This window comes from Nocardioides caeni, assembly GCF_004912195.1.
GTDB lineage: Bacteria > Actinomycetota > Actinomycetes > Propionibacteriales > Nocardioidaceae > Nocardioides > Nocardioides caeni.
Genome location: NZ_STGW01000010.1, coordinates 42,302 through 67,752 on the forward strand (window position 1 = coordinate 42,302; position 25,451 = coordinate 67,752).

General features: G+C 72.3%; 28 protein-coding genes. 15 read left to right on the top strand and 13 right to left on the bottom strand.

Features of this window, described 5'->3' with window-relative positions; all coding sequences use genetic code 11:
* Window positions 1-303: 303 nt before the first annotated feature.
* The 4 genes from E9934_RS14150 to E9934_RS14160 form a co-directional block, all read right to left on the bottom strand.
* A complete protein-coding gene (locus tag E9934_RS14150; protein ID WP_136563545.1) occupies window positions 304-2,370 on the bottom strand; it encodes an AAA family ATPase in 2,067 nt (688 codons plus the stop codon).
* Window positions 2,367-2,540, bottom strand: coding sequence for a hypothetical protein (locus E9934_RS19670; RefSeq protein ID WP_158295009.1), 174 nt, complete (start codon window positions 2,538-2,540; stop codon window positions 2,367-2,369). Before E9934_RS19670 ends, E9934_RS14150 begins: the two co-directional genes overlap by 4 nt.
* The gene (locus E9934_RS14155) at window positions 2,537-2,719 is read right to left on the bottom strand and encodes a hypothetical protein (protein WP_136563546.1); all 183 of its coding nucleotides are present in this window, start codon (window positions 2,717-2,719) and stop codon (window positions 2,537-2,539) included. Before E9934_RS14155 ends, E9934_RS19670 begins: the two co-directional genes overlap by 4 nt.
* Window positions 2,720-2,835: 116 nt before the next feature.
* On the bottom strand, window positions 2,836-3,036 hold the full coding sequence (locus E9934_RS14160; RefSeq protein ID WP_136563547.1) for a helix-turn-helix transcriptional regulator: 201 nt from the start codon (window positions 3,034-3,036) through the stop codon (window positions 2,836-2,838).
* 217 nt (window positions 3,037-3,253) lie between these two features.
* Between E9934_RS14160 and E9934_RS14165 the strand changes: the two genes are divergently transcribed.
* Window positions 3,254-3,811 carry a hypothetical protein gene (locus E9934_RS14165; protein ID WP_136563548.1) on the top strand — a complete coding sequence of 186 codons (558 nt, stop codon included), beginning with the start codon at window positions 3,254-3,256 and terminating at the stop codon, window positions 3,809-3,811.
* Entirely contained in the window at window positions 3,808-5,058 is a 1,251-nt protein-coding gene (locus E9934_RS14170) for a site-specific integrase (protein ID WP_136563549.1), read from the top strand. Before E9934_RS14165 ends, E9934_RS14170 begins: the two co-directional genes overlap by 4 nt.
* A gap of 435 nt (window positions 5,059-5,493) precedes the next feature.
* Here the strand turns inward: E9934_RS14170 and E9934_RS14175 are convergent, their stop codons facing one another.
* The 3 genes from E9934_RS14175 to chrA all read right to left on the bottom strand — a co-directional run bounded on the left by E9934_RS14175 (window position 5,494) and on the right by chrA (window position 7,530).
* The gene (locus tag E9934_RS14175) at window positions 5,494-5,856 is read right to left on the bottom strand and encodes a DUF5615 family PIN-like protein (RefSeq protein ID WP_136563550.1); all 363 of its coding nucleotides are present in this window, start codon (window positions 5,854-5,856) and stop codon (window positions 5,494-5,496) included.
* The gene (locus E9934_RS14180; protein ID WP_136563551.1) at window positions 5,853-6,092 is read right to left on the bottom strand and encodes a DUF433 domain-containing protein; all 240 of its coding nucleotides are present in this window, start codon (window positions 6,090-6,092) and stop codon (window positions 5,853-5,855) included. Before E9934_RS14180 ends, E9934_RS14175 begins: the two co-directional genes overlap by 4 nt.
* Window positions 6,093-6,159: 67 nt before the next feature.
* Window positions 6,160-7,530: a chromate efflux transporter gene (chrA, locus tag E9934_RS14185; RefSeq protein WP_136563552.1), complete on the bottom strand. Its 1,371-nt coding sequence runs from the start codon at window positions 7,528-7,530 to the stop codon at window positions 6,160-6,162.
* A gap of 63 nt (window positions 7,531-7,593) precedes the next feature.
* On the opposite strand from chrA, the gene E9934_RS14190 reads away from it, so the two are divergent.
* The gene (locus tag E9934_RS14190; protein ID WP_136563553.1) at window positions 7,594-8,298 is read left to right on the top strand and encodes a methyltransferase; all 705 of its coding nucleotides are present in this window, start codon (window positions 7,594-7,596) and stop codon (window positions 8,296-8,298) included.
* A 32-nt stretch (window positions 8,299-8,330) separates the two neighbouring features.
* Here E9934_RS14190 and E9934_RS14195 read toward each other — a convergent pair whose 3' ends face one another.
* On the bottom strand, window positions 8,331-8,894 hold the full coding sequence (locus E9934_RS14195; RefSeq protein WP_193556911.1) for a type 1 glutamine amidotransferase domain-containing protein: 564 nt from the start codon (window positions 8,892-8,894) through the stop codon (window positions 8,331-8,333).
* Between the two features lie 147 nt (window positions 8,895-9,041).
* On the opposite strand from E9934_RS14195, the gene E9934_RS14200 reads away from it, so the two are divergent.
* From E9934_RS14200 to E9934_RS14245, 10 genes are all read left to right on the top strand, one after another.
* Complete coding sequence (locus E9934_RS14200) at window positions 9,042-9,518, top strand: DUF6328 family protein (protein WP_136563622.1); 477 nt, start codon at window positions 9,042-9,044, stop codon at window positions 9,516-9,518.
* A complete protein-coding gene (locus tag E9934_RS14205; RefSeq protein WP_136563554.1) occupies window positions 9,515-9,967 on the top strand; it encodes a hypothetical protein in 453 nt (150 codons plus the stop codon). The genes E9934_RS14200 and E9934_RS14205 overlap by 4 nt, the downstream gene beginning before the upstream one ends.
* Complete coding sequence (locus E9934_RS14210; protein ID WP_136563555.1) at window positions 9,964-11,196, top strand: NRAMP family divalent metal transporter; 1,233 nt, start codon at window positions 9,964-9,966, stop codon at window positions 11,194-11,196. Before E9934_RS14205 ends, E9934_RS14210 begins: the two co-directional genes overlap by 4 nt.
* Complete coding sequence (locus E9934_RS14215) at window positions 11,193-11,867, top strand: hypothetical protein (RefSeq protein ID WP_136563556.1); 675 nt, start codon at window positions 11,193-11,195, stop codon at window positions 11,865-11,867. Before E9934_RS14210 ends, E9934_RS14215 begins: the two co-directional genes overlap by 4 nt.
* Window positions 11,864-13,342, top strand: coding sequence for an FAD-dependent oxidoreductase (locus E9934_RS14220; protein ID WP_136563557.1), 1,479 nt, complete (start codon window positions 11,864-11,866; stop codon window positions 13,340-13,342). The genes E9934_RS14215 and E9934_RS14220 overlap by 4 nt, the downstream gene beginning before the upstream one ends.
* Window positions 13,343-13,397: 55 nt before the next feature.
* Window positions 13,398-13,631, top strand: coding sequence for a hypothetical protein (locus E9934_RS14225; RefSeq protein WP_136563558.1), 234 nt, complete (start codon window positions 13,398-13,400; stop codon window positions 13,629-13,631).
* On the top strand, window positions 13,628-14,356 hold the full coding sequence (locus tag E9934_RS14230; protein WP_136563559.1) for a GAF and ANTAR domain-containing protein: 729 nt from the start codon (window positions 13,628-13,630) through the stop codon (window positions 14,354-14,356). Before E9934_RS14225 ends, E9934_RS14230 begins: the two co-directional genes overlap by 4 nt.
* Before the next feature lie 211 nt (window positions 14,357-14,567).
* On the top strand, window positions 14,568-15,437 hold the full coding sequence (locus E9934_RS14235; RefSeq protein WP_136563560.1) for a sigma-70 family RNA polymerase sigma factor: 870 nt from the start codon (window positions 14,568-14,570) through the stop codon (window positions 15,435-15,437).
* Window positions 15,438-15,629: 192 nt separating this feature from the next.
* Window positions 15,630-16,493: an SDR family oxidoreductase gene (locus E9934_RS14240; protein WP_136563561.1), complete on the top strand. Its 864-nt coding sequence runs from the start codon at window positions 15,630-15,632 to the stop codon at window positions 16,491-16,493.
* Window positions 16,494-16,570: 77 nt separating this feature from the next.
* Window positions 16,571-16,840 carry a DUF7218 family protein gene (locus tag E9934_RS14245; protein WP_136563562.1) on the top strand — a complete coding sequence of 90 codons (270 nt, stop codon included), beginning with the start codon at window positions 16,571-16,573 and terminating at the stop codon, window positions 16,838-16,840.
* Between the two features lie 19 nt (window positions 16,841-16,859).
* Here E9934_RS14245 and E9934_RS14250 read toward each other — a convergent pair whose 3' ends face one another.
* From E9934_RS14250 to E9934_RS14270, 5 genes are read right to left on the bottom strand one after another with little or no spacing between them, the layout of a single operon-like run.
* Window positions 16,860-18,416: an aldehyde dehydrogenase family protein gene (locus E9934_RS14250; RefSeq protein ID WP_136563563.1), complete on the bottom strand. Its 1,557-nt coding sequence runs from the start codon at window positions 18,414-18,416 to the stop codon at window positions 16,860-16,862.
* On the bottom strand, window positions 18,413-19,288 hold the full coding sequence (locus E9934_RS14255; RefSeq protein WP_136563564.1) for an SDR family NAD(P)-dependent oxidoreductase: 876 nt from the start codon (window positions 19,286-19,288) through the stop codon (window positions 18,413-18,415). The genes E9934_RS14250 and E9934_RS14255 overlap by 4 nt, the downstream gene beginning before the upstream one ends.
* Window positions 19,285-20,775 (bottom strand): flavin-containing monooxygenase, encoded by a 1,491-nt coding sequence (locus tag E9934_RS14260; RefSeq protein ID WP_136563565.1) that lies wholly within the window; start codon window positions 20,773-20,775, stop codon window positions 19,285-19,287. Before E9934_RS14260 ends, E9934_RS14255 begins: the two co-directional genes overlap by 4 nt.
* 19 nt (window positions 20,776-20,794) lie before the next feature.
* On the bottom strand, window positions 20,795-21,868 hold the full coding sequence (locus E9934_RS14265) for a PDR/VanB family oxidoreductase (RefSeq protein ID WP_136563566.1): 1,074 nt from the start codon (window positions 21,866-21,868) through the stop codon (window positions 20,795-20,797).
* Window positions 21,868-22,779, bottom strand: coding sequence for a metal-dependent hydrolase (locus E9934_RS14270; protein WP_202977315.1), 912 nt, complete (start codon window positions 22,777-22,779; stop codon window positions 21,868-21,870). The genes E9934_RS14265 and E9934_RS14270 overlap by 1 nt, the downstream gene beginning before the upstream one ends.
* Before the next feature lie 87 nt (window positions 22,780-22,866).
* Here E9934_RS14270 and E9934_RS14275 point away from each other — a divergent pair, with 87 nt between their 5' ends.
* On the top strand, window positions 22,867-23,499 hold the full coding sequence (locus tag E9934_RS14275) for a TetR/AcrR family transcriptional regulator (RefSeq protein ID WP_158295010.1): 633 nt from the start codon (window positions 22,867-22,869) through the stop codon (window positions 23,497-23,499).
* A 159-nt stretch (window positions 23,500-23,658) separates the two neighbouring features.
* Window positions 23,659-25,446 (top strand): AMP-dependent synthetase/ligase, encoded by a 1,788-nt coding sequence (locus tag E9934_RS14280; protein WP_136563568.1) that lies wholly within the window; start codon window positions 23,659-23,661, stop codon window positions 25,444-25,446.
* Window positions 25,447-25,451: the final 5 nt, after the last annotated feature.

The window sequence follows — 25,451 nt, forward strand, 5'->3', positions numbered from 1 at the left end:
CGGCGTTCGTCGGGTCGGTTGATCTGTGCTCGGATCGCGGGCCGCGCGGGACACCCCTCCGGCCCGCACTGCCAGCCCATCCCGCCCCTAAAGGGGGCGGGAATGGCGGGATGGGCTGTTCGGGTGCGCCCCGGCGGTCGGCATCCCGACCCATCCCGAAGGCGGCGGGATGGACGAAACCCGCCGCTGACCAGCGCAGACGCAGCCGGGCCGGGCGATCCATCCCGGCCCATCCCGAGCTGACCCGGATAGGCCGAGCTGGCCGCCCCGCCGGGCAGCCCATCCCGAGCCCTTGGGATGGCCTCAGCAGTCATCGGCGACCACCTCCACCGACCGCCCGCGCTCGCTCTGCGCTCGCTCGACCACGGCCCGGGTCATGCCCGCGAACCGTGGTCCGTCCCCGTGCTCGGCCTTGGCCTCGCGCACGCTCGTCCATGCCTTGTTCATCCCGGCCGACTCCGGCACTCCCAGTTCGGCGAGCAGCGCGCGGGCGTGCGCCAGCGTCTCGCCGTAGGTCGAGCGCGCCGGGTCGAATCGCAGGACCCCGCCCACCATGTGCCGCCGGATCGTGAGCGGCCCGCCCACGGCTCCCGGACGGCCCCGGCGCTTGCCCTCGGTCAGCGTGAACACTCCGGGCTCGCGCTCGTCGGGGGTGAGCAGCCAGGAGTAGCCCACGTCATCGCGCTTGTTGCTCGCGCCGCGCTCGCGCGTGCGGTCCCATCCGGTGTTGTCGGTGCGGATCACGGTCAGCCCCCGCCGCTTCACCTCCGCCGAGGTGTGGACGTAGAGCCGCCGCAACGTGTCGTTGCTGTTCTCGTCGCCCTCGGTCACGCGCTGGGTCGAGTCGAGCACCAGCACGTCACCGGCGCGGGCGTCGTACGAGTCGAGCAGGGCGAGCAGGTCGCGCGCCCCGGCCTCGGTGTCGAGTCCGCGCAGCCGGGGCAGGTGGAACACCAGCAGCCGCGACAGCTCGCCGACGTTCTCCGGCGTCACGCCGAGGTCGGTCAGCCGCTCGGACCAGTCATCGGCGCTGTTCTCCATGTCCACGTAGAACACGCGGCCCGTGAGGCTGAGAGCGCGGCCCGCGAACGTCTCCGCGCCGCGCACGGCGGCCACGGCGAGGGCGAGCACTAGCAGCGACTTGCCCGCACCGGCCGGAGCCACGATCGACACGTGATCGCCCTCGGGCACCACATCGGCCCACACCCAGCGCCGCACCGGCCGGTCAGGGTCCACCAGCGCCGCGAGGTCGAGCACCGGGAAGCGCTCGCGCACTGTGGCGGCGTCGTCGAGCACCACGACGGCAGGCGGCTCGGTCTCGCGGTCCTCTGTCGGGTGGTCAGTTCCCCAGTCCCAGCCGCTCGCGGTCGTCCGCTCGGCCTCCCGACGGTCGAGTCCCAGCATCACCCCGGCATCGGCAACGGCCTGCCGCCAGACCTCCGGCGCGAGGTCGCCGACACGCTCGCGCTCGGGCACCCGCGCCAGCAGTCCGGCCGCCAGCCCGGCGGCCTTGTTGAGTCGGTCGTTTCGCTCACCCACCTCGGCCGAGCCGAGCCAGGACAGCACCCCGGCCAGACGCATCCGGGCAGCTCCGGGAGCGAGGTCGCCAGCGCCGCCAGTCAGCAGCCGCAGCACGGGCCGCTCGTCGGGACGGTCGAGCCGTCGCACGACAGCGGCGAGCAGCGACTCCGGGACGGGCAGCGGGTATGCCCAGGCGACGCACGCCGAACCGTCGTCGTCGGGGTCGGTCACTCCCCGGTAGATCGCCCCGGCGGGCGCGTGGCCCTCGGTGAACTCCAACCGCCCGGCGGTGATCGCGTAACGCATCCCCGAGGGGTGCAGCGACCCGGGCAGCAGGACGTAGCCGCCAGTCCCGCGCCATTCCAGTCCCTCGGTGAGGCGGCCGGTCGGCGGCACGTCGGCGGCGGGCGCGATGCCCCACAGGTGCGCGCGCTCGTCGCACCGCTGGACCCGCAAAGTCTCGGCCGCCCAGTTCTCGGCCTCCGGCCCAGCCTCGGCCAGCAGCTCCGCGAGGTCGCCCGGCTCGCCGTCGAGGTCGAGACAGACCAGCGCCAGCCCATCGGCCAACCCGCGCCCGGTCTGGCCCGTGAGAGCCGCGTACGACGGGCACGAGCACTCCCAGCACGAACCGGCGTAGTCCTCAGCCGAGGCGACCACCTCGGCGGCCGTGGTGAGCCACGCGCTCCGGTGGTTCTCGCCTGCCCCGTGGTGAAGCGGTGCCTTGGTTCCGGGCCGGATCGCCAGCACCGGCCAGCCGTTGCCCGCCACCGAGGCAGCCGTCAACAACGGGTCGGGATGCTCCGTGGGATCGAGCTTGTACATGGTCGGCCGGTCCTCTGCGGTGGTCATCGGGCGACCTCCGGAGACGGGAACGGCCGAGCCCTCTCGGTGGAGAGCCCGGCCGTATTGCCAGCGGCGTCCTGTTCGTGTGGCGCGAGCCCGGCGGCCCGCATGTGCGCGAGGTCGGCCGCCCGCAGCGCCGCCAGAGCCTCGCGCACCAGCGTCTCGGCCTCGGTCATGCCCCACCTCGGACCCGAGTCTCGGTCTCACGGTCCCAGCGCGCCTGAACCGCCCGGCACTCGGCGCAGCGCTGGATGTGCAGCGGCCACAGCGGTGTACCGAGCGCGGTCATGCAGGCGTTGCCCCAGTCGCCGAACGTCTGGCGACGCTGGGCGGTCCACGTCTGTACTGTCGTCACGTCGAGCCCCTTTCCGGCTCTCGCGGCCTCGCCCATCTCACGGGCGGGGCCGCTTCCTTCGGTGGTGCGCCGTCCGGGCCGGTGAGCATCACCAGCAAGCCCGACCCGGACGGCGGTCAGTGGTCGGCCAGGGCCGACAGGTACGCGTCTACGTCGGCGCGTCGCCAACGCAGGTTCTTCGCCGTGACCCGGAGCCCAGGGAGACGGTTCTCCCGGTGGAGTCGGTAGACGGTGTGGAGCGGCACGCGCAGGTAGGCCGCCACGTCGTCAGCAGTCAGCAGCTCGGGCCGGTCGGTCACTGGTGCAGTCGCAGTCATGGCGTGTCCTCGGTCGCGCTCGGTTTCTCTCGAGTGCGTTCACCCTGACATCTAGAGTGCGCATGATCTAGTGCGATAGACTGCGCACATGTCACCGATTGAAAGCAGATGGTCGCGAGGTCCTTGGATTCGACCAGCGGCCGAACCTCCGTCATTCCCCGGATCAGTCGCCCGCGAGATATCTGCTCGCCTTGAGGGCCGTCCGGACGACTCCCGCGTGATGCTCAGCGTCGGCGTCGTGCGCGACCTATTGGCGGCTGCCACCGCCGGGGCTCACGGCTCGCCGGGCGCGCAGATCCACGACCACGACCGAGACGTGACCTACCGAGCTTCGGTCGATCCCGCTACCAGCGACCTTGACCACCTTGAGGTGGTCGTCCGGGGCTGGATTGACGACAACGTGCTCAAGCGTGTTCCGGTCGCTCGGATACGTCGCGAGGTGCTGGCCCAGGTCGCGGAGGACCGGCGAGCGCGGGCCGCAGGGGGTCCCGACGCGCTGACCTTTGTCCGCCCGGGCGGGCTCGTGGGCGGGGACGGCGGTCGCTACTCGCCTCCACCGCTCGATGAGGTCGCCCGCCTCATGCGCGAGGGGCTGGACCGGCACGCGCTCGCCGAACGATTCGGGCGTCCGCTTCGCACCGTAGACGGGTGGATCAGGCGAGCCCGGCAGGAGTACCCGGACGACGTGCCGCCTCGCACCAGCGGGCGACGGCGCTCCACCAAGGCATCCGGCGGCGAGGGCCGCCGGGCCAACAGAGGGAAGGAAGGCAAGTGAACGGATCGGTAGAGCAGTACCGGACTGCCTCGGGCGCGCTGTGGCGCGTGAGGTGGGACCTGCCCGAAGGGTCGAGCGGCCAGCGCCGCCAGCGGTCCAAGCGGGGTTTCCGGACCAAGCGCGAGGCGTCGGCGTTCCTCCGCAACGTGCTCGCAGAGCAGGACCGGGGCCGCGTGTCGGTCCGGTCGGGCCAGAGCCTCCGCGACGCGTGCGCCGCATGGCTGGACCTCAAGCGGGCGCAGGACAAGCGCGCCACGTCGCTGGACAACTGGACCACCGCGCTTGAGACGCACGTCTACCCGCACCTCGGCTCGGTCAAGGTCTCCGACCTCCGGCCCGAGCACGTCGAGCGCCTGTATCTGGACCTGCGGCGGCACGGCAAGCGGGCGGGCAAGTGCCGGACGGCCGGGGTCACGTGCGCCGAGCACGGATGCCGCCCGGAGAATCACCTCGGCCTCGCGCCCAAGTCGGTGCAGCACGTCCACGGGGCGTTGCGCGCGGTGCTGGCCCGGGCCGTCGCCTCCGGCGCGCTCACGGTCAACCCGGCGGATGACCCTCGGGCGCGCGAGGCACTGCCCAAGCGGACCAAGGACACACGGCGCGTGTCGGAGGGCGACTACTGGACCGACGCGCAGGCTCGTGCCTTCCTCGCCTCGGCCGCCGAGGACCCGCTCAGGGTGCTGTGGTCGCTCGCGCTGGCTACGGGGCTCCGGCGTGGCGAGCTGGCCGGGTTGCTTTGGCGGGACGTGGACCTTGACGGCGCATCGCTCAAGGTCCGGCGGTCCACGACGGCCGTTCGCGGCGCGGCGATCAGCACCACGGGCAAGACGGACGCGGCAGCTCGCTCGGTGCCGCTAGGGCCGTCCACGGTCGCCATGCTCCGCACCCACCGCCGCGAGCAGCGGGCGGCGGCGCTGGCGGCAGAGCCCGGCACGTGGACCGACACGGGGCACGTGTTCACCGAGCCGGACGGCCAGCCCGTGCACCCCGACCGGCTCACGAAGCGGTTCAGCGCCGCGAGCGAGCGCGCCGGGCTGCCCCGCGTGGGGCTCCACGGCTGCCGCCACTTCGCGGCAACTCAGATGCTCCGGCGCGGGGTCCCGGTCTCGACCGTGGCCCGCGTGCTCGGCCATGAGGACCCGGCGATCACGTGGAGCACCTACAGCCACGCGGTCCCGGATGACGACAGCCTCGCGGCAGCGGCCACCGAGAGCGCGCTCTACGTCGTGGCCGAATCGGCGGTCTGAGGTGGACACGACGTGGACACGAAATGAGAGCAACGGTCGGGAAGCGATCGAGACCGACCGCAACGCCGAACCTCTCGCGGGTGCCGCCTGACCTGCGGAAACGGCAACTGAGAGCAAGTGAGCGGCAGACAGCGAAACACCCGCAGCCATAGCCCGAGACGGTTCAGGTCCGTGTGTCCGAAAGGACGTGGGGGTTCAACTCCCCCCTCGCGCACAACAGCCCCAGGTCTCTGACCTGGGGCTTTGTGTTTGGGGCGGATTCGCGAACGGCTCATGTGTCGAAATGTGCGCCAAGCCTCGGGGGATGGGGCGGGGCGAGTGGTGGCGAACCAAGAGGCGTGATCGGTCGGAGTCCTCGCCTACGGCTCGTCGCCGGCGTACATCGACCCGGCCCCGACCCACTGAGTCGGTGACCGGACGTGGACGTCGCCGCAGTCAGTGGCGGTCGTGGACGAACACGCCCGCCCGGTTGATCTCCACGTACTGGTAGGCCGTGAAGGCGGCGTCGAGCGCGGACCACTGTTGGTCGAACAGGGCGAGAAGATCGCGGGTCGAGATGTTGCCGCAGGTCACGTGGAGGAGTTGCGCGGGCGGCTTGCCGAGGAGATGGGTGATGCGGAAGTCGTCGTCCTTGGTGACGACGAAGCGATCCTCGGAGTCGGCCAGGAGCGCGATCTCCGGATCCGGCATCGTGGTGCCGCGCTCATAGTCCTTGATGTGCCGCGCGTCGTGGCCATGCTCGGCCAGGAAGGTCGCCAGCGCCTTGGGGAGTTGCTGATCGACCAGGAAAGAGGTCACGCCCCGAGGCGCTGCAGCCGGGCCGAGGAGTCCAGTGCGGCGAACTCAAGCACCGCGAGGATGTCGTCACGCTCGAGCTCGTCGTAGTCGGCGAGGATCTCGTCGTACGTCATGCCGGAGGCGAGAAGCCCAAGCACGTCCTGGACGCGCAGGCGCATCCCTCGGATCGTGGGCGCGCCATGGCAGATCGACGGGTCCACGGTGATCCGGTCGAGACGGCTGACGGCGGCGGTCATGGTCGGAGTCTACGCGCTGCCGAGCGCCGCTCACGCTCAGTTTGAGCGTGAATCGGGATCCCTGGCGTCAGGTGACGAGCGTCGAGGCGAGGCCGAGGACCGCACACACCCCCAGCGTCCGCAGGGTCGACCACTTGCGTCCGAAGATCAGTGCGACCGCGACGGCGGTGATCGCGAAGGCGACCGGGTCCCACGACGACAGGACCGGTACGTCGAGCGACGCGGGGCCCCAGGTGAGGGTGCGGGAGCGCTCGAAGAGGTTGTGGAGCGCGAAGAAGACCGCGAGGTTGGCGATGACGCCGACGACCGCCGCGGTGATGCCGGTCAGCGCGGCGGTCAGGTGCTGGTTGCTGCGCAGCCGCTCGACGTAGGGCGCGCCGAGGAAGATGAAGAGGAAGCAGGGCACGAAGGTCACCCAGGTGACCAGGAGCGAGGCGACCACCGCTGCGACCCAGGGGTCGAGCAGTCCCGGGTTGCGGTAGGCGCCGACGAACGCGACGAACTGCACCACCATGATCAGCGGGCCGGGCGTGGTCTCGGCGAGGGCGAGACCGCGCACCATCTCCCCGGCCTTGAGCCAGCCGAAGACGTTGACGGCCTGGTGGGCGACGTAGGACAGCACGGCGTAGGCGCCACCGAAGGTGACCACCGCGGCGCCGGAGAAGAACAGGCCCTGGTCGACGTAGACGCTGTCCCGGCTGAAGACCGCCGCGGCGACGGCCACCGGCGTGAACCACAGCACCAGGCCGAGGAGCAGGATCTTCAGGCCCCGCGCGGTCGACGGTGCGTCATGGTGCAGCGCGTCGTCACTGATCAGCGGGGCAGGGCCGTCGTCGTCGGCGCCGTGACCCTTGCTGGCGGTGAACGCCGGGACGCGGGTCCCGACGACCCAGCCGAGCACCCCGGCGGCGAGCACGACCGCGGGGAACGGGACATGGAAGACGGTCAGCGCGACGAAGGAGACGACCGCCATCGCGACCAGGACGGGATGGTGCAGCGCCCGCTTGCCGACCCGCTGCACGGCCTGGACGACGATCGCGATCACCGCCGGCGCGAGTCCGGCGAACAGGCCGGAGACGACGGCGGTCGAGCCGGCGCCGACGTACAACGCCGACAGCACCAGCAGGGAGATGACGCCGGGCAGGACGAACAGGATGCCCGCGATGAGCCCGCCGAGAGAGCCGTTGAGGAGCCAGCCGACATAGATGGCCAGCTGCTGGGCCTCGGGGCCCGGCAGGAGCATGCAGTAGTTGAGCGCGTGGAGGAACCGCTGCTGCCCGATCCAGCGCTTCTCGTCGACCAGCTTGTTCTGCATCACCGCGATCTGGCCGGCCGGACCACCGAAGGTCTGTAGCGAGATCGCGAACCACGTGCGGGTGGCCTCGCGCAGCGGGATGACGTCACCCTCGCGCGTCCTGCGGGTCCTGGCGGCAGCCACGACCGTATGTAACCACCGCCATGCTCCGTCATGGTGACCGCGGTCCGGGGTATCGCCCACGTCATGACGACGGTCACGGACGAGCACGAGCACTCAGAGCAGTCAGGGCAGTCAAAGCAGTCGGGGGAGCCCGCGCAGCAGGAGGTCGCCACCTTCGGGCGTCTCGAGATCGCGTGGGACCGCCGTGTGCTGCAGCCGCGCCCCTGGACGACAGCACAGAGCCACTGGGCGGCCGCGGTCGAGCCCGCCTGTCCCGCCGGTCCGGTCCTCGAGCTGTTCTGCGGCGCGGGGCAGATCGGGCTGCTGGTTGCCGCCCTGACCTCGCGGCCGCTGATCCAGGTGGACAGCGACGAGGTGGCGGCGTCGTACGCCCGACGCAACGCCGAGGCAGCGGGGATCACCGCCGACGTCCGGACCGCCCGCGTCGAGGACGCCCTGGCCCCGGAGGAGCGGGTGGCCCTGGTCGTGGTGGACCCGCCGTGGGTGCCGACCGATCGCGTGGACCTCTTCCCCGAGGACCCCGAGAGCGCGATCGACGGCGGCCCGGACGGCACCACGCAGCTGGTCCCCGGTCTGGAGGTCGCCCTCGACCACCTGCTGCCCGGAGGCCATGTGATCGCGCAGGTCGGGAGCCACGAGCAGGTCGAGCAGGTGCGTGACCTGCTCGACCGACTCGACCGTCGGGGGTCCGGATCCGGACTGGTCGTGCGCGAGACCCGCGACTACCTGCCCGACGGGGTCCTCGTCCACATCGGGCCACCGCGCTGAGCGGGCCGCGCCCGAGTCAGCTCACAGTCAGCTCACTCGGTCGCGACCTCCGCGGAGTCGACCCCGTGGTTGACGGCCTCGAGCAACGCGGCGGTGAAGGCGGCCAGGTCGTCCGGCTTGCGGCTGGTGATCAGGTTGCCGTCGACGACGCTGCGCTCGTCGACCCAGGTGCCGCCGGCGTTCTCGATGTCGGTGCGCAGGCTCGGCCAGGAGGTGAGGCGCCGGTCGCGGACGACGTCGGCCTCGACCAGCGTCCACGGGGCGTGGCAGATCGCGGCGACGGGCTTGCCGGACTCGACGAAGCCCTTGATGAACGCCACCGCGTCCTCGTCCAGCCGCAGCGCGTCGGGGTTGGCGACCCCGCCGGGGAGGACGAGCGCGTCGTAGTCGTCGGGTGAGACATCGGCGACCACCGCATCGATGTCCACCTCCTCGGCGCGGTCGAGGTGGTCGAAGGTCTGCGCCGAGCCGGTCTGCGTGCTCAGCAGCACGGGCTGGTGGCCGGCGTCGGCCACCGCGTCCCACGGCTCGGTCAGCTCGACCCGCTCGGTGCCCTCGGGGGCGATGAGGAAGGCGATCTGTCGGGACTGGGTCATCTGGTCGTGCTCCTCTTCTGATCGGGTTCGTGGTGACCACGGCAGTACCCGCCGACCGTCGGGCGAAGTCCCCGTGGAGGGTGCCCGATCGGTCTCGTCCCGCAGCGGGTGGAGAGCGGCAGGGCGGGTACCTCCATCGCCGTGGAGATGCAGTACGGCGACACGGAGGACTCGCGGGGCGATCTGTCGATGGCCGAGCGGCTGACCCGCAACTGGAACGAGCTGCTCCAGGAGCTCCGGGTGATGCAGACCGGCGCGCAGATCCTGACCGGCTTCCTGCTCACCGTGCCGTTCAGCGACCGCTTCGAGCACCTCGACGACACCCAGCGTGTCATCTACCTGTGCGTGATGGTCGGCTCGGTCGTCACCACCTGCGTCATCGTGGCGCCGGCGTCCTTCCACCGGGTGCTGTTCCGGCAGCGTGAGCGCGACTGGCTGGTCGCCGCGTCCCACCAGTGCGCCCGCGTCGGGCTCGCCGGCCTCGCGATCGTCAGCACCGGGGTCGTCCTGCTCGTCTTCGACGTCGTGGTCGGTACGACGGCAGGGATCATCGCCGCCACGAGCGTGGTCGTGCTCTTCGGCAGCCTGTGGCTCGGCCTCCCGCTGGTGGTGAGACGCCGGTGAGCGCGGCGGGCCGGGGCCTGCTCGCGCTTCTCGCGGTCGCCGTCGGCCTGACCACCTGGACCGGTTGCGCGGTGGTCGACACCCCCGACGAGTCGGCGTGGCGCGACCAGGCCCGCCAGTCGGTCGAGGACGCGTCGAGCGAGGTCCAGGCGGCCCGGCTGGTGCTGGTGCAGCTCACCGCCGACCGGGTGCCCCAGGCCTATGGCGTGGTGATGCTCGCCGACGCCGAGGAGGCAGCGGGAAAGGTCGAGGAGTCCCTCGCCGCGGTGCAGGCGCCCGCCCCGGTCCGTCGCCTTTCCGACGACGTCACGGCCCTGCTCGGCCGCGCCGTCGACGCCGTCCGCGCCGCGCGGGTGGCGGCCGTCGGCGACACCGAGCCGGCCCCGATCGTCCGCACCGACCTCGCGGACGTCCAGCGGCAGCTCGACGCGATGCTGGGGCAGCTGTGAAGCGCTACCTGGCCGTCGCGCTCGGCATCCTGACCGCGATCGGCGGCTTCGTCGACATCGGCGACCTGGTCACCAACGCCCAGGTCGGCGCGCGCTTCGGGCTGTCCCTCGGCTGGATCGTCGTGATCGGCGTGCTGGGGATCTGCGTGTTCGCCGAAATGTCTGGACGCATCGCTGCGGTCAGCCACCGCGCCACCTTCGACCTCGTCCGGGAGCGACTCGGCCCGCGGATCGGTCTCCTCAACCTCGTCGGCTCCATGGCCGTCACGCTGCTGACCTTCATCGCCGAGATCGGCGGCGTGGCACTGGCGCTGCAGTTGGTGACCTCGATCCACCACCTCGCCTGGGTGCCGCTCGTCGCCGTGCTGGTCTGGCTGGTCCTGTGGCGCGCGAAGTTCTCGGCGATGGAGAACGTCCTCGGACTGCTCGGCCTCACCCTCATCGTGTTCAGCGTCGCGCTCTGGCAGCTCCAGCCCGACTGGGGCGACCTCGGTCGCCAGCTCGCGCTGGCCGACAAGCCGGCTGGGGAGGCGTGGACGACGTACGCGTTCTTCGCGGTGGCGCTCTTCGGTGCCGCGATGACTCCCTACGAGGTGTTCTTCTTCTCCTCCGGCGGCGTCGAGGAGCGCTGGACGGTCAAGGACATCCCCACGATGCGCGCCAACGTGTTGATCGGCTTCCCGCTCGGCGGTCTCCTCTCCCTGTCGATCGCCGGTGCCGCGGCCGTCGTCTACGGACCGCTCGGCATCTCCGTCGAGACGCTGGGCCAGGTGGGTCTCCCGGTCGCGGTCGCCCTGGGCAAGGTCGGTCTCGCGCTCGCCATCGTCGGTTTCGTCGCAGCCACGTTCGGCGCGGCGTGCGAGACGGGACTGTCGGCCGGCTACAGCCTCGCGCAGTACGCCGGCTGGCAGTGGGGCAAGTACGTCAAACCGTCCGTCGCGGGCTCGTTCCACGCCAGCCTCGTGGTCTTCGTGCTCCTTGCGGCCGGAGTGCTGATGACCACGGTGGATCCGATCATGGTGACGGAGATGTCGGTGGTCTTCTCGGCGGTCGCGCTGCCGCTCACCTACTTTCCGATCCTGGTCGTGGCCAACGACCCCGACTACCTCGGCGAGCACACCAACGGCCGCTTCGCCAACGCACTCGGCAGCGGCTACCTCGTGCTCGTCGTGGTGGCGTCGCTGGCCGCGATCCCCCTCATGGTGGTGACGAAGATGGGCACGGCATGACCGCGCGCGGCGGCTACGACGCCGCGCTCCACCTCCTCGACCGACAGATCGTCGACGCCGACGGTCTGCTCGTTGGCAAGGTCGACGACGTCGAGCTGACCGAGGATCCCGACGGCGCGCTGGTCCCGACCGGGCTGCTGATCGGTCTCGCGGCGCTGCTGCCGCGGGTCAGCCCCTGGCTCCACCACCGGTGGGTGCGGATGGCGCCGCAGGAGGCGCGCCGCACCACACCCAGTGCGATCGACATCGACGTCGTCGACGAGATCGCCAGCGAGATCCGGCTCGGGGTCGCCCGCGACGGACTGGTGCGCGCCCGCGCCGACGGTCCCCACGAACCCGTCCGTCGGACGTTGCGGGACCTGCTCGAAATGGACGTGCTCCTGCCCGACCGGACCCTGCGCGTCCTCGACGTCCGGCTGTCGCACCGTGGCGCCGACGACCGGCCCCGCGTCGCGGCGCTGCTCGTCGGCCACGGCCGGCCCGGCACCTATCTCGGCTACGAGCGTTCCCCCGAGCGTGGGCCGTGGCTGGTGGCCACGGTGATCCGGTGGTGGCACCGGGGCTCGCGCTTCGTCGAGCTCGGGCCGGGCGTCGAGCTCGACTGGGAGCGCCGCTGCGTGCGGGTCGCCTCCGACGTACCCCTCGCCGACCCGTGGGAGGCCGACCGATGAGCCGCACGCCCTGGGAGCGGACCGCACCGCCGCGACCCGGCACCGACCTGCCCGACCGTGTCGACACGGTCGTCGTCGGAGCGGGGATCACGGGCCTCTGCACCGCCTTGCTGCTGGCCCGGGCCGGGCAGCAGGTCCTGGTCCTCGAGGCGGGTCGCGTGGGCGCCCTGGCCTCCGGCCTCAACACCGGCAAGGTGTCGCTGCTGCAGGGCACCCGGCTCTCGAGCCTGCTCGCGCGCCATCCCCGCGACGTCGTCCGCGCGCACCTGGAGGCGCAGCGGCAGGGGCTCGACTGGCTCGCCGACTTCTGCGAGGAGCACCTCGCCGTCGATCGTCACGAGCGCACGCCCGCGATGACCTACGCCGCCACGCCGGCCGAGGTCGAGCGGGTCGAGGCCGAGCTGCGTGCCGGTGTCGAGCTCGGTCTGCCGCTGGAGTGGGAGGACCGCCTCGAGGTCCCGTTCGACGTGCATGGGGCGGCGGTGCTGGCGGACCAGCTCCAGCTTGACCCGATGGCACTGGTCGAGGCCCTCGCCGTCGAGGTCGAGAGGCGCGGGGGCCGCATCGCCGAGGACAGCAGGGTCGTCGACGTGTCGTGGGCCCGGCGCCCGACCGTGCGGATCGAGGACGGACGGCGGTTGCGGGGACGACAGGTCGTGCTCGCGACGGGGACGCCGATCCTCGACCGCGGCCTGCACTTCGCCCGGGTCGAGGCGCAGCGCTCCTACCTGCTGGCCCACGAGGGCGCGGGGACCGTCCCGGGCATGATGTTGAGCGCGGGCTCGACCCCGCGCTCGTTGCGCAACGCTCCCGGCGGCGTGCTGCTCGTCGGCGGTGCGGGCCACGTGGTCGGACGGGGCGGCTCCGAGCTCGAGGGGCTGGACGAGCTGCGCGGGTGGGTCGGGTCGACGTACCCCGACGCCCGCGAGACCCACGCCTGGTCGGCTCAGGACTACTCGTCGCACGACGGCCTCCCCTTCGTCGGCGCCCTCCCGCGGGGCCTCGGCCGCATCCACGTGGCGACCGGCTATGACAAGTGGGGGCTCGCCAACGGGGTGGCCGCGTCCCTGCGCATCACCGGCGCGATCCTCGGGGCTCCTCCCGAGTGGGCGCGGCCGCTGGAGCGGGGTGTCACAAGGGTCGCCGGTCCGTCGGCTGCCTGGTCCCTGCTGCGCCGCAATCTCGCCACGGGTGTGGTCGCGACCGATCGCCTCGGCCGGGCAGCCATCCGCCCCGTGTCACCCGACGACACGGCAGAGGTCGAGGGGCAGGTCGGCCGCGACGGCCTCGACCCGCGCCCGGTGGGCGTGACCGGCGAGTGTGCCGTCCGCGCCGTGTGCACCCACCTCGGAGGGACGCTGCGCTGGAACGACGCCGAGTCCACGTGGGACTGTCCGCTGCACGGCTCGCGGTTCACCGACGACGGCCGGGTGATCGAGGGCCCCGCCGTGCGGCCCCTGCGCCGGCTCGACTGACCCTGTGGCCAACGGGTACCTCCAGGTCGACGCCCGACACGAGAGGAGAAGCACCATGGACGCACAGGAGCAGCACGCAGCGGAGACGCAGGAGACCGCACAGGGCCGCCCGGGGACGGACGAGGACGTGCAGAGCGACCCGCACCTCGACGACCCACGCGACCAGCGTGACGAGGACGGCGACGAGCAGACCGACGAGGGAGCCTCGTCGGACTGGAGCTCGGAGGGCGGCGCCACGCCCGACGGACCTGCCACCGCCGAGAGCGCCGCGCACGAGGCGGGCGGATGACGGACGAGGGATCCCGGGAGGCAGCGCACTTCGCGCGGCTGAGCGCCGACCTGCTGCCCGACCTCGACCCGGAGGCCACCGGCGAGCGCGTGTGCCGCCTGGCACTGGTCACCGTCCCGGCGGGCGACTTCTGCAGCCTCACCGTCCGGCGGCGGCGCGGGCGGTTGGAGACGTTGGCGGAGACCGACGAGCTGGCGGGACAGTGCGACGCCCTGCAATACGAGCTCGGCGAAGGCCCGTGCATGGAGTCGGCCCTCGAGGACCAGCCTTTCCTCGTGCCCTCCACCGCGACCGACCCGCGATGGCCCCGGTGGGGCCCGAAGGTCGCCGAGCTCGGCGCGCACGGAATCGTCAGTGTCCAGCTGAAGGCACCGCCCTGGCAGCGCAGCCCGGAGCCGCTCGGTGCGATCAACATCTACTGCCGGGAGCGAGGGGTGTTGAGCGAGGAGGACCTGCGTCGCGCACGGCTCTTCGCTGTCCCCGCCGCGCAGGCGCTGGCCCTGACCCGCCTCGCCCGCGGCCTCGACGAGGCCGTCGAGTCACGGCACCGGATCGGGCTGGCCCAGGGGATCCTCATGCAGCGCTTCGGCATCGACCCCGACGCCGCCTTCGGTCTGCTCGAGCGCCGTGCGAGCGAGAGCAACACCAAGCTGCGTGACGTCGCCGCGGAGATCGTCGCCGAGGGCGGCTTGCCGCAGGCCGACAACGCGCGACCCCGCGGATGAGGCGGCTGAGGCGGCTGAGTCCGTCGCTTCGGCGATCGACAACGGCGGTCACATTCAGTGCTCGATGCCCGAGCGCGGCCGAAACATACGTCTGGTCATTTGCCCGCGAGCAGGACTAGGTTCGAGGCGACACCACCGCTCGTCGGAGGTGTCTTCCCCACTCGCTGCAGCCACCGGCGAGCCATCCCGCCCACCCTCTCGGGAGTGCGCCATGGTTCGTAATGAGTCCCACCCCTCTGCCACCTCCTACGACGACATCAGTCGCGAGGACCGTCGGCGGCTCACCGCCCAGTTGTGGGCCGAGGTCCCGCACGCGGGGCGCGAGGAGCGCTCTGCGCTGATCGACGAGATCATCCTCCTCAACGTCTGCGTGGCGCGCTCCATCGCCGGCCGCTACCGCGATCGCGGCATCGCGCTGGAGGACCTCGAGCAGGTGGCCCAGGCCGCCCTCGTCCGCGCGGCGCACCACTACGACCCGGAGCGCGGCGACTTCCTGTCCTACGTCGTCCCCAGCATCCGCGGCGAGCTGCGCCGCCACTTCCGCGACCACGGCTGGGTGGTGCGTCCGCCCCGGCGACTGCAGGAGCTGCGCCCGCTGGTGTGGGCCGAGAGTGACCGGCAGACGGCCACTGGCGAGACGCCGACCGGCAGGTCGATCGCCGACCAGCTGGGGGTGCCGGCCGAGGAGGTCATGGACGTGCTGGCCATGCAGGGCTGCTTCGTCCCACGCTCGCTGGACGTGACCGTCGGCGACAACGACGACCTGCGGCTGGCGGACCTGCTCGAGGACCCGACGAGTGGCGACGGCGAGGCGGCCGCCGAGGCACGGGTCATGCTGCGGCCCGCGATCGACCGGCTCAAGCCACGCGACCAGCAGGTGCTGCGGATGCGCTTCTTCGAGCAGCTGACCCAGCGCGAGATCGCCGACTCCCTGGGCGTGACGCAGACCCAGGTCTCACGTCTGCTGGCGCGGATCCTGCGCGACCTCCGCCGCTCGATCGACAGCGAGGACGAGCCGGCCACGTCCGCCCCCCGCCGCGTCAGCGGCGGCCACACCACGGAGATCGCCGCGACAGGCTGAGGCTGTCCCCCGCCGGGCGGGGTACCTGAGCAGGGCGCCGGCGCTGTGTGGGGAAGCGCCGGCGTCCGGGGCCACGGTGACCGTGGCGCCCTCCCGTACGCCGTGTGAGGGCACCACGGTCACCGGCCCTCCGCCCGGGGCGCCCGGGCTCGCGGCCCGACTCCCGACCGGCTCAACGGGTATCGGTGGGTCATGGACGACGACCTCCAGTTCCCAGCCCAGCAGCAGCAGCCCCCGGGGTCGACCGAGGCGATGGACCCGGTCCCCGACCACGGCGAGGACTCCTACGTCGGCCACGACCGTCTCGCCGGCCAGGTCGCCCTCGTCACCGGCGGTGACTCCGGCATCGGTCGGGCAGTGGCCATCGCCTACGCCCGTGAGGGCGCCGACGTCGCCTTCACGTATCTCTCCGAGGAGCAGGAGGACGCAGACGCCACCCGCGACCTGGTCGAGGCAGCGGGTCGCCGGGCCCTGCCGCTGGCCCTCGACCTGCGCGAGCGCGCCACCTGTGACGAAGCCGTCCAGCGGACGGTGGCCGACCTCGGCGGTCTCGACGTCCTCGTCAACAACGCCGGCTACCAGATGGCGCGCGACGACACCCTGGAGGACTACGACGACGAGCGGATCGACCGGACCTTCAAGACCAACCTCTATGCGTTGCTGTGGCTGTCGCGGGCCGCGATCCCGCACCTGAGGAAGCGGCCCGGCTGCATCATCAACAACAGCTCGATCCAGGCCTACGACCCTTCCGACAGCCTGCTCGACTACGCCGCGACGAAGGCCGCGATCAACAACTTCACGGTCAACCTGGCCGGACAGCTGGGACCTGACGGCATCCGCGTCAACGCGGTGGCACCCGGGCCGATCTGGACGCCCCTGCAGCCCGCGACCCAGAAGACCGAGAAGGTGAAGCACTTCGGCGCCGACACCCCGCTGGGACGGGCCGGACGGCCGGCCGAGGTGGCGCCGGCCTTCGTCTTCCTCGCCTCGCCGGCCGACGCGTCGTACGTCTCCGGCACGGTGCTGGGCGTCACCGGGGGCAAGCCGGTCTTCTGACCCGGATCCGGATCTGACTGTCGGGTTCGCCACCGGGTACCGCTGACGACACACCATCGAGGAGACGGAGGAGACCCATGCCCGCCGGCAAGCACGGACCGAGCATCAAGGACAACAAGACCTACGACGCGCTCCGCGACGAGGGCGCGAGCAAGGAGAAGGCGGCCCGGATCGCCAACGCCAGCGCCGCCGAGGGTCGCAAGACGGTCGGGCGTCGCGGCGGCAAGGCCGGCGACTACGACGACTGGACCGTCGACGAGCTCCGCAAGCGGGCCGCCGAGATCGGCATCGACGGCCGCAGCAGCATGCGCAAGGGCGAGCTGATCTCCGCCCTCCGCAACCACTGAGCCAAGCCGAGCCGGCCGCTCAGTCCTTGCGCCGCAGCGCCCGATCCAGCAGCGCGTCGATGCCCAGTCGGCGGTCGAGCCGGCCGCCGTCGGTGAGCCGACCCACCCGGTCGAGCAGCCCGCTCTTGGCGGAGGAGTAGGGGAAGCCGGCCACCGCGGTCACGACCGGGAGGTCGACGCGGTTGGCGGTGATCGCCTGGGGACGCGTGTACTTGAGCAGGCCCTGGTCGCCGCCCAGGCGGGCCCCGAGGCCCGACGCCTTCCATCCCGACTGCGGCAGCGGGTGACACAGGATGTGCGTGGCGGCGTCGTTGACGTCGACGGTGCCCGCCTCGAGGCGCTCGGCCACCCGCTCGGCGGCGGCGCGATCGCGCGACCAGACGCTCGCCGAGAGCCCGTAGGGCGAGTCGTTGGCCAGGCGGACCGCCTCGTCGACGTCGGCGACGCGCATGATCGGGAGCACCGGGCCGAAGGTCTCCTCGGTCATCACCGCCATCGTGTGGTCGACGTCGATCAGCACGGTCGGCGGGTAGTGGTGGCCGGGACCGGGGCGTCCGCCGACGAGGGCGGTGGCGCCCTTGGCGAGGGCGTCCTCGACGTGGGCGGTGACGATCGCGTGCTGCTCGGGGGTGATCAGGCCGGTGACGTCGCGGTCGAAGCCCTCGCCCGTCGAACGGAGCGCGCTGACCCGGTCGACGACGCGGCCGACCAGCTCGTCGTGGATCTCGGCGACGGCATAGACGCGCTCGACGGCGACGCACATCTGGCCGGAGTTGAGCAGTCCGTTGAACACGATGCCCGCGGCGGCGAGGTCGAGATCGGCGTCGGCGAGGACGAGCGCGGGGTCGTTGCCGCCGAGCTCGAGGCTGACCGGGATCAGCCGGCGCGCGGCGCGCTCGGCGATGAGGCGCCCGGTGCGGGTGGAGCCGGTGAAGTGCACCTGGTCGACGTGGTCCACGACCGCGGAGCCGGTCTCCCCGGCGCCGTTGACGGCGGCGAACACCGCGGGCGCGCCGATCGCTGCCCACCCGGCGACGAGCGCGTTGGTCGTGAGCGGCGTGTGCTCGGAGGGCTTGAGCAGCACCGCGCTGCCGGCGAGGAGGGCCGGGAACGCGTCCCACAGGCACATCGCGACGGGGAAGTTCCAGGGGCTGATGATCCCCACGACCTCCTGCGGCACGCGGCGCACGCGCATCCTCTTGAGCGAGGTGAGCAGGCTGCTGGGCCGCGGGGTGTCGTCGGCGAGGATCCGCTCGGCGCGGCGGGAGTAGTAGCGCAGCACGCCCAGGCTGGACGCCAGCTCGATCCCGACCTCGGCACGCGGCTTGCCGGTCTCCTCGGCGAGCAGCGCGTCGAGCTCGTCGGCGTGGGCATAGATCCAGTCGCGGAAACGGGCCAGCCAGGCCACGCGCTCCGCGACGGTCAGGACGGCCCACCCGCCCTGTGCGCCGCGCAGCCGGCTCACGGCCGCTGCGACGTCGTCGGGGCCGTCGGTCCGCACCAGGTCGAGGACCCGGCCGTCGGCGGGGGCGTGGACCTCGAAGTGGACGGCGTCGTCGGTGGTGGGCGCAGTCATCGGGTCGACCCTTCGTCGGAGCGCTCGAGCAGGGAGATCAGGTCCGTCGTACGACGTGAGCGCACGAGCACCGCGTCCAGCGCCGGCGAGAGCACGCCGCGCAGCACGCCGAGCGGCGCCCAGGCGCGGGGGCGGGTGACCCGCGCGGCTCGGCGCACGGCGGCGTCGACGATCGCGACCGCGGCCTCGTCGGCGGAGATCCGCTTCTGCAGGACGGCCGGCATCAGGCCGTCGAGCTGGCGACCGACCTCGTGCTCGTCGAGGGTGGCGCGGGCGAGCTGGGTGTCGACGAAGCCGAAGGCCACGGTCGTCACGCCGACACCGTGGGGGGCGAGCTCGAGACGGAAGCCGCGAGCGAGCACCTCGACCGCGGCCTTGCTGACCATGTAGGCCGCCCCGCCCAGCGGTGGTGAGTACGCCGCCGCGGACGCCACGACCACGACCTGGCCCTGCGCGGCGATGAGAGGGGCGGCGGCCGGTTGCACCGCGTGCAGGACGCCCAGCACGTTGACCGCGAGCACGCGGGCGAACTCGTCCGGGGGCAGGTGCCGCAGGGTCGCGGGCCGGGGGGTGATGCCGGCGTTGGCGACGACGAGGTCGAGGCCGCCGAGGTCCTCCACCGCTCGGGCGACGGCCTGCGCCATCGCGTCGGCGTCGGTGACGTCCGCGGTGACCGCGAGGGCCCGGTGGCCCAGCTCGGCAGCGGCCTCCTTGACGCTGACCTCGTCGCGGTCGACCAGGACGACCGAGGCACCGCGCGCGACGAGGAGTCGCGCGGTCGCCAGGCCGATCCCGGCGCCCGCACCGGTCACCAGCGCGACCTTGCCGTTGATCTTGCCGTTGATCTTGCCGTTGATGTCGAGTCCCTTCATCGACCTGCTCCTTCCGTGGCCGCCCCGCGGCGCTCGTGCTGGACGTCATAGCGGTCGGCGTCCCACCGCCGCGTGCGCGAGCGGTATTCGAACGACCAGCCCGGGAAGAGGCCGGAGTTCAGGCCGGAGCCGTTGGTGTAGTAGCTGACGCAGCCCCCCTTGAGCCAGGTGCCGCGGCCGGAGCGGGCGTGCATCTCCTCGACGAACTCGTCCTGCTCCGTGGCGCGGATCTCGAAGCGGGAGATCCCCGAGCGCCCGACCCGGGTCAACGCGTCGACGATGTAGTCGATCTGCGCCTCGATCATCACCACCGCCGACTGGTTGCCGGCCGCGCCGAACGGGCCGAGCACCGTGAACATGTTGGGGAAGCCCGCGTTGGCGACGCCGAGGTAGCTCTGCGGCCGCTCCCGGTAACGGTCGCCGATCGTGCGGCCGTCGGTGCCGCTGACCACCTCGGTCAGGGCCGGCAGGGCCGTGAAGCCGGTCGCGAGGATGAGGACGTCGACCTCGTGCAGGGCGCCACCCGCGACCACACCCGTCGGGCCGACCTCGTCGATCGGCTCGGTCACCAGCTCGACGTTGGGCTCCGCGAGGGCGGGGTAGTAGGCGTCGGAGAAGATCGCGCGCTTGCAGCCGATCATGTAGTCGGGCGTCAGGCGGGCGCGCAGCACGGGGTCGCTCACCTGCCGGCGCAGCTGGAGCCGGCCGAGCGCCTCGAAGGGGTGCCGGAACGCCGTGTTGACGAAGCCCGGCAGCCCGAACGACTCGATGGCGCCGTACCAGGCGGCCCGGGTGGCGCGCTGGCTCAGCGGCAGGCGGCGGTAGAGCCCGCGCTCCACGGCCGTGATCGCGCGGTCCAGGCGTGGCACGATCCAGGGCGGCGTGCGCTGGAAGACGACGACCTCGTCGGCGACCCGCTGCACCTCGGGGATGACCTGGACGGCGGTCGCGCCGGTGCCGATGACGCCGACCCGCTTGCCGCTCAGGTCGAGGTCGTGGTCCCAGTGCAGGGTGTGCATCAGGTCGCCGCCGAAGGAGGACAGGCCCGGCAGGTCGGGGATCGACGCCTCGGCGAACGCGCCGACCGCCGACACGAGAACGTCGGCCGTGAAGTCGCCGCGGTCGGTCGAGACCTCCCAGCGCCGGGTGTCCTCGTCGAAGCGTGCGGCGGTCAGCGTGGTGCCGAGCCGGACGTGCGGGGTGACACCGAAGTCGTCGGCGACCCGGCGCAGGTAGGCGAGGATCTCGGGCTGCGTGCCGTACTTGCGCGACCACTCCGGGTTGGGCGCGAACGCATAGGAGTAGAGCGTCGAGGGCACGTCGCAGGCGGCGCCGGGGTAGGTGTTGCGGCTCCACGTGCCACCGAGGTCGTCGGTGCGCTCGATGATCGTGAAGTCGGTGATGCCCGCCTGGCGCAGCCGCGCGCCGAGGCCGATGCCGCCGAAGCCCGCGCCGACGACGAGGACCGGGGTGTGGGTCGTGCTCATGGGTGGCCTTTCGGAGGGGTCAGGCGTCGAGGACCAGCGGACCACGCCCGCGGGAGAGGCAGGTGAGCACGGACTCCGCGCGCTCCTCCGGCAGGAGCAGGGTGTCGCGGTGCTCCACCTCGCCGTCGAGGACGCGCAGCCTGCAGGTGCCGCAGAAGCCCTGCTGGCAGGAGTAGGCGATGCCGGGCACCTCGCGCCGCAGCGCCGCGAGGAGCGACTCGTCCGCGCCGACCTCGACGGTGCGCCCCGACCGGGCGAGGGTGGCGGTGAAGGGTGCGCCGCCGCGCACCGGCGGCGCGGAGAAACGCTCGCTGTAGAGCCGGCTGTGCGGCGCGAGGGGCCGGATCAGCGCCCGGGCGGCGTCGATCAGCGCCGGCGGGCCGCACAGGTGGACCGCCGCGGGCAGCGTGCCGTCGGGCGCGCGACCGAGGTCGAGGATGTCGGCGGCCGCGGGGATGCCGTGCTGGTCGTCGGTGCGCACGACCACGCGCTCGCCGTACGTCGCGAGCTCGTCGAGGAAGGGCATCGTCGCCCGGTCGCGGCCGAGGTAGACCAGCCGCCAGCTCGCGCCGGCCGCCTCGGCCCGCGCGACCATCGGCAGGATCGGGGTGATCCCGATGCCGGCGGCGACGAAGAGGTGACTCGTCTCGGGCACCATCCAGAAGGCGTTGCGCGGCCCGCGGACCGTCAGCCGGTCGCCGGCCGCGATCGCCTCGTGGACCTCGGCCGACCCGCCACCACCGCCCAGGTCATCCGGCACGCGCCGCACGGCGATCCGGTACGACGACAGGTCGGCCGGGTCGCCGCACAGGCTGTAGCTGCGCTGCGCCCCCGAGGGCAGGACGACGTCGAGGTGGGCACCCGGCGTCCAGGCCGGCAGGTCGCTGCCGTCGGGCCGGCGCAGGATCAGCGCGACGACGTCCGGACAGGGCAGCGTCCGCTCCGCCACCGTGACCTCGAGGTCGAAGCCGGTGCGCCGCACGGGCGCGGGCGGCGACAGCCGCTCGGCCAGCGGGCTGGCGGCGAAGACCTTGAGGTAGCCGCGGTAGCCGGCGAGCGCCAGGTCCACGGCGGGGTCGAGGAGGGCGCTCATCAGCTGGCCGCGGCGGCGTCGTGGTGGCGGATCGGCGCCTCGGCGAGGTAGCGCACGGCCAGCTCCATGCCCGGCAGCTGCGAGGGGTGGAAGTCGGGCCGCACGTAGACCGGGATCTCGGTCAGGAAGCCGAGCATGTTGGGGATCACGCCGTCACGGGTGGCGCCGACGAACTCGGCGACCGGGGCGACGTACCGCTTCCAGGGGTTGCGGGTGGCGGTGCGCGCGGGGTCCTTCGCGACGAGGTAGCCGAGGGTCAGGAAGCCGGCGGCGGCGAGGGCGGCGCTGCCGAGGACACCCATCCGGACGCGCCGGGCATGGCTGCCGTCGACGTGCTGGTAGGCGTCGAAGACGACGCTGCGGTGCTCGACCTCCTCGGCGCCGTGCCACTTCAGCAGGTCGAGGACCATCGGGTGGATGCCGCTGCCGGACAGGCCCTCGGACTCGAGGAAGAACTTCCCCCACACCGCCGTGTAGTGCTCGAGCGCGGAGAAGAGCGCGAGTCGCTCGCACAGCAGCTGGTGGCGGATCCGCTCGTCCGCGACGTCGCCCATGATGACGGTGAGCAGCTGGTCGAGTCGGCCCAGTACCGGGCGGGCGTCGAGGCCGAGCTCGACGAGCCGCTCGAGGACGCCACCGTGGCTGTCGGCGTGGGTCGCCTCCTGGCCGATGAAGCCGACGACCTCCTCCTTCAGCCGCGGGTCCTCGATCAGTGGCAGCGCCTGGGCGAGCGCTGCCGACATCGCCTTCTCGCCCTCGGGCAGCAGCAGGTGCATGCAGTTGTAGACGTGGGTCGCGACCATCCGGCCGGGGATGTAGTGCAGTGGCACGTCGTCCCAGCAGAAGTCCATGTCACGGGCCTGGATGGCCAGCGCCTCGTCGTCGTACGCCTTGCTCGGCTCACTGGGCACGGGGGACCTCTCTGTCGTCGCTGACGGAATCCCGATCAAAGGAAACGCATGTTTCTGATGACTGATGGTCGGCTAGGCTCGGGCCTCGTGTCAAGCAGTGCGGAGGAGGCGTGGCGCGGGACGACCGCGGACGAGCGGGCCCGCCAGCGCCGTGACCAGCTGCTCGCCGCCGGGCTGGGGATCCTCGGCGATGGCGGCGCCCAGGCCCTGACCGTCCGGGCCGTCACCCGGGCCGCCGGGCTGAGTCCGCGCTTCTTCTACGAGAGCTTCGCCGACCGCGACGCGCTCGCGATCGCGGTCTGGGACGAGCAGTACGCCGAGGTCGCGGAGCTGGTCGAGGGCGCGATCGCCGAGGCCGCCGAGGACTTCGCCTCCCGCATCCGTGCCGCCCTGCTCGTCGTGGCGCGCTGGCTGGAGGAGCGGCCGGCGCGTGGCCGGGTCATGCTCAACGAGACGCTGGCCGACCCGTTGCTGCGCCGGCACGCCCGGCGCCGCCTGCCCGAGCTGGTGCTCGGCACGATGGTCGCCTCCGTCGATCCGGTGGCGGCCGCGGCACTGCGCCCCGAGGAGATCCAGCTGACGGTCACCGCGCTGTCGGGCGCGATCGTCAACCTCTTCCTCGAGTGGAACGCCGGCGCCATCGACGTCTCCGCGGACTACCTGGTCGAGGCCGTCGTCGAGGTGGCGACCGCGGGCCTGGAGCGTCTGCTCCGCACCTGACGCTCCGGGTCTGACCCCCATCGGGCGGGTGCAGCGTCGCGTCGTCGGCCGCACCGCTGTCGGTCGCTTGTTGACTCCACGACAAATGCTGTGCACTATCTGTCCCTGAGACAAATAGGCTCACGCGTCGCGATGCCGGCGCCGACGAGGAGGTCCGAGATGGCGGCGAGTCTGTGCGCCCACTTCCAGCAGCAGGTCGCCAGCCGGGGCGACCAGGTCGCGATCCGGCGGCCCGACGGCACCGACGGCTCCGGCGGTGAGTCCGCCGAGCTCACCTGGCAGCAGTACGGCGACCGGGTCCGCACCCTCGCTGGGGGCTTCGCCGGCCTCGGGGTCGGGCGGGGCGACGTGGTCGGCATGATGCTGACCAACCGGCCCGAGTTCCACGTCGTCGACGCGGCCGTCATGCACCTGGGCGGCGTCGGCTTCTCGGTCTACAACACCAGTGCCGCCGACCAGGTGGCCTACCTGTTCACCAACGCCGAGCCGCGGATCGTGGTCACGGAGGCGCAGTTCCTGCCGCGGGTCCTGGAGGCGGCGGCCGGCACGAAGGTCGAGACCATCGTCTGCATCGACCAGCAGCCGGCCGGCACGATCGGCCTCGACGACGTGGAGGCGTCCGCGTCCGACGGCTTCGACTTCGACGCCACCTGGCAGGCCGTCGGCCGCGACGACGTGCTGACCCTGATCTACACCAGCGGCACCACCGGCAACCCGAAGGGCGTCGAGCTCACCCACGGCAACCTGCTCTACCAGCTCGAGGTCGTCACCGACGTCGTCGGCGACCTCACCGGCGGCCGGGTGATCGCCTACCTGCCGGACGCGCATCTCATCAACCGCTGGATCTGCCAGTACGCGCCGATGTACTTCGGCAGCACCGTCACCGACGTCGACAACCCGAAGACCCTCGTGGAGGTGCTCGGCCAGGTGCGCCCGACGTTCTTCGTCGCCGTGCCGATGCTCTGGTACAAGATCAAGGGCGCGATCGAGGCGAAGATCGCCGCCGAGGAGGGCGTGAAGGGCGCGCTCGCCCAGTGGGCCCTCGCGGTCGGTCAGCGCCGCGCCGCGGCCATCGTCGCCGGCCGCAGCGTGCACCCGCTGGACGCGGTGCAGTACGTCGTCGCCGACCGGCTCGTGCTCGCGAAGGTGCGCGCGTCCCTCGGCTTCGACGAGCTCACCGCCGCCGTCTCCGGCGCCGCACCCATCGACGTCGCAGCGCTCGAGTTCATGCTCGCGCTCGGTGTGCCCGTCATGGAGGCCTGGGGCATGTCCGAGACCTCCGCGGTCACGACGGTCAACCCGGTCGGCGCGCCCCGCTACGGCAGCGTCGGCACGGCGATCCCCGGCACCGAGGTGCGCCTCGCCGACGACGGCGAGGTCCTGGTCCGTGGCGGCGGCGTGATGCGCGGCTATCGCAACGATCCCGATCGCACCGCCGAGACCCTCGACGCCGACGGCTGGATCCACACCGGCGACATCGGCACCCTCGTCGACGGCTACCTGTCGATCGTGGACCGCAAGAAGGAGCTGATCATCAACTCCGGCGGCAAGAACATGTCACCCTCCAACATCGAGGGAGCCCTCAAGGCGGCCAGCCCCCTGATCGGCTCGGCCGTCGCGATCGGCAACGACCGCCCGCACGTCGCCGCGCTCATCACCCTCGACCCGGACGCCGTCGCGGCCTTCGCCACGAAGGTCGGACTCGCCGAGCCCGGCCCCGAGTCGCTGGCCGAGGTCGTCGCCCATCCCGCCCTGCAGGCGGCCATCGGGCAGGCCGTCGAGGCCGCCAACGCCCGACTCTCCCGCGTCGAGTCCATCCGCACGTGGGAGGTGCTGGCGTCGTACTGGCTGCCGGGGGGCGACGAGCTCACGCCCACGATGAAGCTCAAGCGCAGCCCCATCAACGACAAGTACGCCGCGCAGATCGACGCGCTCTACACGAAGTGAGGATC

What these genes read in the sequence shown, in the direction of transcription:
- E9934_RS14245 (WP_136563562.1), top strand. Translation starts at nt 16,571, where the DNA reads ATGCCCGCCGGCAAGCACGGACCGAGCATCAAGGACAACAAGACCTAC.
- E9934_RS19670 (WP_158295009.1), bottom strand. Translation starts at nt 2,540, where the DNA reads ATGACCGAGGCCGAGACGCTGGTGCGCGAGGCTCTGGCGGCGCTGCGG.
- E9934_RS14230 (WP_136563559.1), top strand. Translation starts at nt 13,628, where the DNA reads ATGACGGACGAGGGATCCCGGGAGGCAGCGCACTTCGCGCGGCTGAGC.
- E9934_RS14220 (WP_136563557.1), top strand. Translation starts at nt 11,864, where the DNA reads ATGAGCCGCACGCCCTGGGAGCGGACCGCACCGCCGCGACCCGGCACC.
- E9934_RS14255 (WP_136563564.1), bottom strand. Translation starts at nt 19,288, where the DNA reads ATGAAGGGACTCGACATCAACGGCAAGATCAACGGCAAGATCAACGGC.
- E9934_RS14235 (WP_136563560.1), top strand. Translation starts at nt 14,568, where the DNA reads ATGGTTCGTAATGAGTCCCACCCCTCTGCCACCTCCTACGACGACATC.
- E9934_RS14215 (WP_136563556.1), top strand. Translation starts at nt 11,193, where the DNA reads ATGACCGCGCGCGGCGGCTACGACGCCGCGCTCCACCTCCTCGACCGA.
- E9934_RS14180 (WP_136563551.1), bottom strand. Translation starts at nt 6,092, where the DNA reads ATGACCGCCGCCGTCAGCCGTCTCGACCGGATCACCGTGGACCCGTCG.
- E9934_RS14260 (WP_136563565.1), bottom strand. Translation starts at nt 20,775, where the DNA reads ATGAGCACGACCCACACCCCGGTCCTCGTCGTCGGCGCGGGCTTCGGC.
- E9934_RS14195 (WP_193556911.1), bottom strand. Translation starts at nt 8,894, where the DNA reads ATGACCCAGTCCCGACAGATCGCCTTCCTCATCGCCCCCGAGGGCACC.
- E9934_RS14190 (WP_136563553.1), top strand. Translation starts at nt 7,594, where the DNA reads ATGACGACGGTCACGGACGAGCACGAGCACTCAGAGCAGTCAGGGCAG.
- E9934_RS14150 (WP_136563545.1), bottom strand. Translation starts at nt 2,370, where the DNA reads ATGACCACCGCAGAGGACCGGCCGACCATGTACAAGCTCGATCCCACG.
- E9934_RS14225 (WP_136563558.1), top strand. Translation starts at nt 13,398, where the DNA reads ATGGACGCACAGGAGCAGCACGCAGCGGAGACGCAGGAGACCGCACAG.
- E9934_RS14160 (WP_136563547.1), bottom strand. Translation starts at nt 3,036, where the DNA reads ATGACTGCGACTGCACCAGTGACCGACCGGCCCGAGCTGCTGACTGCT.
- E9934_RS14200 (WP_136563622.1), top strand. Translation starts at nt 9,042, where the DNA reads ATGCAGTACGGCGACACGGAGGACTCGCGGGGCGATCTGTCGATGGCC.
- E9934_RS14265 (WP_136563566.1), bottom strand. Translation starts at nt 21,868, where the DNA reads ATGAGCGCCCTCCTCGACCCCGCCGTGGACCTGGCGCTCGCCGGCTAC.
- E9934_RS14240 (WP_136563561.1), top strand. Translation starts at nt 15,630, where the DNA reads ATGGACGACGACCTCCAGTTCCCAGCCCAGCAGCAGCAGCCCCCGGGG.
- E9934_RS14280 (WP_136563568.1), top strand. Translation starts at nt 23,659, where the DNA reads ATGGCGGCGAGTCTGTGCGCCCACTTCCAGCAGCAGGTCGCCAGCCGG.
- E9934_RS14250 (WP_136563563.1), bottom strand. Translation starts at nt 18,416, where the DNA reads ATGACTGCGCCCACCACCGACGACGCCGTCCACTTCGAGGTCCACGCC.